The 4,186-nt window shown below is 74.0% G+C and carries 4 protein-coding genes and 1 pseudogene; 3 read left to right on the top strand and 2 right to left on the bottom strand.

Annotation, left to right across the window (positions count from 1 at the left end):
- Positions 1 to 837 (bottom strand): SPFH domain-containing protein (locus HW577_RS21745; protein ID WP_198378213.1); only part of this gene is annotated, 837 nt, incomplete at its 3' end.
- A 137-nt stretch (positions 838 to 974) separates the two neighbouring features.
- Here HW577_RS21745 and HW577_RS21750 point away from each other — a divergent pair.
- Complete coding sequence (locus HW577_RS21750) at positions 975 to 1,643, top strand: NUDIX hydrolase (RefSeq protein WP_198378214.1); 669 nt, start codon at positions 975 to 977, stop codon at positions 1,641 to 1,643.
- A 229-nt stretch (positions 1,644 to 1,872) separates the two neighbouring features.
- On the opposite strand, the gene tsaD is transcribed toward HW577_RS21750, so the two are convergent.
- Positions 1,873 to 2,919, bottom strand: coding sequence for a tRNA (adenosine(37)-N6)-threonylcarbamoyltransferase complex transferase subunit TsaD (gene tsaD / locus HW577_RS21755; RefSeq protein WP_198378215.1), 1,047 nt, complete (start codon positions 2,917 to 2,919; stop codon positions 1,873 to 1,875).
- A gap of 23 nt (positions 2,920 to 2,942) precedes the next feature.
- Between tsaD and hemC the strand changes: the two genes are divergently transcribed.
- Both hemC and HW577_RS21765 read left to right on the top strand, forming a co-directional pair.
- On the top strand, positions 2,943 to 3,929 hold the full coding sequence (gene hemC, locus HW577_RS21760; protein ID WP_198378216.1) for a hydroxymethylbilane synthase: 987 nt from the start codon (positions 2,943 to 2,945) through the stop codon (positions 3,927 to 3,929).
- A gap of 66 nt (positions 3,930 to 3,995) precedes the next feature.
- A pseudogene (locus HW577_RS21765) lies at positions 3,996 to 4,186 on the top strand (uroporphyrinogen-III synthase); the annotation flags it as partial.

The raw sequence follows: 4,186 nt of genomic DNA on the forward strand, positions 1-4,186 counted from the left end.
GGATTCCGCCTCGGCCGCGATGCCGCGCGCCTGGGCGGCGGCGGCCGCGCCGATCGCCTGGGTCTCGCTCGCGGACTGGGCGGCGATGCGCGCGGCCTCGGCCTCGGCTTCCGACCGTGCGCGGGCATTGTCGCGCTCGCGGGCGATCAGCGCGGCGCGTTCCTCCTCCAGCCGGATGCGGGCGCGGGTCTCGTTCTGCGCGATGGCGGCTTCCTTCTCCACCGCCGCGGCGCGGCGCGCGAAGGTGGCTTCGTCCGCGCCCTGCTGCAGCCGTTCGAGTGTCGGCTGGCGCAGCGCGCGCACCAACTCGGGCGAGGGCGAGAGGTCGGACAGCCGCACGCCGGCGAGGGCGACGCCGATCTCCTCGAACTGGCGCGTGGCGGCGAGCGCTTCCTCCACCGCCCGCTGCAACGCGCCGATGCCGTCGGCGAGCAGCGTCGCGACGTCGCGCGCGCCGACATGGCGCTCGACCGCGGCCTTCACGAGCCCGTCGATGAGGCTGCCGACCTGGGCGACCGGCTCGCCATTCGGGAAGCCGGTGCGCGGGTCGACCGAGAAGTCGAGCCTTTCGCCGAGCAGCAGCGGGTCGGCGGCCCGCCAGGTGACGACACCCTGGGCGGTGACGGCCTGGAAGTCCCGCGTCACGGCGCTGACGGCGACGACATTGTCGCGGTCATCGGCCGGGACCTCGACGAGGGAGGTTCCGCCGGCGGTGAGGAACCATGCGGACAGGCCGCGGCCGGAGCGGATGAGGCGGCCGTCGCGGTGGATGGCGAGGAAGGCGGAGGCCTCGGCGCGGGCGTGGGTCCATGGGCCGAGGCGGCGGATGGTGGTCATGGGTGGCCTCCTTTCGGGCCGGTGCGGGCGCGGGGCCCGCTGGGCAATCCTTATACGCTTGCAAAACGCAAAATGCAAGTTGCGATTTGCAAAATGCGCCTTGCGAAGCGGCGATCCCCCGCCCCATCCTCCGCAGCATGGCCGGCCAGGAAAAACGCCCCATCGTCACCGTGGACACCGTGCTGTTCACGCTGCGCGACGGCCGGCTCACGACCCTTCTCCAGTCTCGCGACAAGCCGCCGCACGCCGGCAGCCTGGCCCTGGTCGGCGGCTATGTCCGGCCGGAGGAAGACGCCTCCACCACCGACGCCGCTTCCCGCATCCTCCGGCAGAAGGCGGGCCTCGCCGGCCTGTTCCTGGAACAGCTCGCGACCTTCTCCGGACCCGATCGCGACCCGCGCGGTTGGTCGCTCTCCGTCGCCCACTACGCGCTGGTCCCTGAAGCCGCCCTGGCCGCCGCGCAGGGGCTCGAGGCCTTCCCGGCCGAAGACCCGCCGCCCCTGCCCTTCGACCACGGCGCCATCCTCGCCGCGGCCCTCGCCCGCATCCGCACCAAGGGCGCCTGGTCCAGCCTGCCCGCCCTGCTGCTGCCGGACACCTTCACCCTGCCCGAGCTCAAGGCAGTCTATGAGGCGGTTATGGGCGAACGCCTCAACGACAGCGCCTTCCGCCGCAAGATCAACGACCTCCGCCTGATCGAGGAAGTGCCCGACGCCCGAAGCCAGGCCACCGCGGAACGCCGCCGCCCGGCGCAACTCTACCGCCTGACGCGGCGGGCATTCGTGGCGTTCGACCGGGTAATCTGAAGGTGACGCGGAGAGGGGCGCTGCGCCTCTCCGCACCTCACCCCGCCAAAGGCCGAAAGGCCTTAGGACCCGATCGCGGATGGTGGGGAGGGGGCGGCCCCGCACGATATCAAGGGCGCGCCCTTGAGCCCCCTCCCCGGCATCCCCGATTGAGTCTCATGGGTTCCGAGGGCCTCTCGGCCCTCGGCGGGGGAGCGCGAGGGGGTGGCGCACCCTCGCCCGCGCCCCATCAAACCCCGGCCAGCTCCGCCAGCGGCCAGCGCGGCCTGGGGCTGTGGTCGAGCGAATCGCTCAGCCCCACGCGCAGCCGTTCGATCCCCGCCCAGGCGACCATCACCGCGTTGTCCGTGCAGAGTCGCAGCGGTGGTGCGAGCATCGGCACCCCCGCCATCCCGGCGACGCCGGCGAGCGCCGACCGCACCGCCTGGTTCGCCGCGACGCCCCCGGCCACGACGATGGCGGTGGCGTCCGGCAGCACGCCGAGCGCGTTGCGCGCGCGGTCGGCCAACACCGCGGCGACGGCGGCCTGGAAGGATGCAGCGACATCGGCATGCGCCGCGCCCTGCGCCAATGCCCGCGCCACCGCCGTCTTGAGCCCGCTGAAGGAGAAGTCGCAGCCCGGCCGCCCGAGCAGCGGCCGCGGCAGCGGCACGGCGCTGGCGTCGCCGCCGGCGGCGAGCCGTTCCAGATGCGGCCCGCCCGGCCACGGCAGGCCCATGAGTTTGGCTGCCTTGTCGAAGGCTTCCCCCACCGCGTCGTCGAGCGTGGTGCCGAGCCGGCGGTAGCGGCCGAGCCCCTCCACCGCGACGCATTGGCAATGCCCGCCCGAGACGAGTAGCAGCAGGTAGGGGAATTCGGGCGCGCCTTCGGGCAGCAGCCCCGGCAGGCGCGCGGTCAGCGCGTGCGCCTCCAGGTGGTTCACCGCGACGAAGGGCAGCCCGCGCGCGATCGCGACGCCCTTGCCGAAGCAGGCGCCGACGATCAGCCCGCCGATCAGCCCAGGGCCGGAGGTGGCGGCGACGGCGCCAAGGTCCCCGAAGCCGAGCCCCGCGCGCTTCAGCACCCGCTCTGCCAGGCCCGGCAGGGCGGCCAGATGCGCCCGCGCGGCGATTTCCGGCACCACGCCGCCGAAGGCCGCGTGCTCCCGTTCCTGGCTCAGCACGCCCTCGGCCAGGATGCGTCCGTCGGGCGCCAGCACGGCGGCGGCCGTCTCGTCGCAGCTGCTCTCCAGCCCGAGCACCGGCCGATCCAGGGGAAAGCCACCTTCCGCGCGCATGGACGGGGTTCTATGACGGGAAGATGTCCCTTGCACACCCCGCCGCCGTGCCGAAGCACCGCCGCCCGCTGCCGCTGCGCGTCGGTACCCGCGCCTCGCCGCTCGCCCTCTGGCAGACGCGGGACTTTCTCGACCGCGTGACGCATTTCTGCCCGGTGCTGCGCGACGCGAAGGCGTTCGAGGAACACCAGCTCATGACCTCGGGCGACCTCATCCAGGACCGCCGCCTGGCCGAGATCGGCGGCAAGGGCCTCTTCGCGAAGGAGATCCACGAGGCGCTGCTCGACCGCCGCATCGACTTCGCGGTGCATTCGCTCAAGGACCTCGAGACCGAGATGCCGCCCGGCATCGTGCTGGCCTGCACCCTGAAGCGGGAGGATGCGCGCGACGCGCTGCTCCCCGGGCCCGCCTTGCCCGCCTGCGATCCGGCGGACCCCTTCGCGGCGCTGCCGAAGGGCGCGGTGATCGGCACCTCCTCCGTCCGGCGCCAGTCGCAGCTGCTCCATGCGCGCCCGGACCTGCAGGTCACCATGTTCCGCGGCAACGTCCAGACGCGCCTGCGCAAGCTGGCGGAAGGGGAAGCGGCGGCGACGCTGCTCGCCCTTGCCGGGCTCAGGCGCCTCGGGCTCGAACCCGAAGGCAGCGTGCCGATCGACCCGGAGGTGATGGTGCCCGCCGCCGGCCAGGGCATCGTCGGCGTCACGGTGCGCGCGGACGACACCGAACTGCATGAACTGCTCTCCGGCATCGAAGACCCCGAGGCGCGCGCCGTCTCCTCCGCCGAGCGCGCGCTGCTTGCGGCCCTCGACGGGTCCTGCCGCACGCCGATCGGCGGGCATGCGCGGCTTCTGCCGGACGGGCGGCTGCGGCTGACGGGGCTCGTCGCACGGGCCGACGGATCCTTCCTGCTGAAGCGGGCGGAGGAAGCCAGCGCGGCGGACGCCGTGCGGCTCGGCAATGAGCTCGGGCGGGCGCTGCGGCGGGACAGCCCGGCGGATCTCTTTGCGTGAAAGGGCGGGGGAGGGGACTCCCCCGCGGCCCCTCCCTTTTGTGTCCGTTGGCACGCCAGGGCCGGCATGACGGGCAGGCACGTCCTCGTCACCAGGCCGGAGCCGGGGGCGGCGGAGACGGCACGCGCCATCGCGGCAGCGGGGTGGCATCCGCTGCTGGCGCCCGCCCTGATCCTGCGCGCGACGCCGGCGCGGGGCCTGCCGCAGGCACAGGCGATCCTGCTGCCCAGCCGCGCGGCGGCGCGCGCGCTGCCCGC

This window comes from Neoroseomonas rubea (genome assembly GCF_016106015.1).
In the GTDB taxonomy this organism is placed as follows: Bacteria; Pseudomonadota; Alphaproteobacteria; order Acetobacterales; family Acetobacteraceae; genus Neoroseomonas; species Neoroseomonas rubea.

What these genes read in the sequence shown, in the direction of transcription:
- HW577_RS21750 (WP_198378214.1), top strand. Translation starts at nt 975, where the DNA reads ATGGCCGGCCAGGAAAAACGCCCCATCGTCACCGTGGACACCGTGCTG.
- tsaD (WP_198378215.1), bottom strand. Translation starts at nt 2,919, where the DNA reads ATGCGCGCGGAAGGTGGCTTTCCCCTGGATCGGCCGGTGCTCGGGCTG.
- hemC (WP_198378216.1), top strand. Translation starts at nt 2,943, where the DNA reads ATGTCCCTTGCACACCCCGCCGCCGTGCCGAAGCACCGCCGCCCGCTG.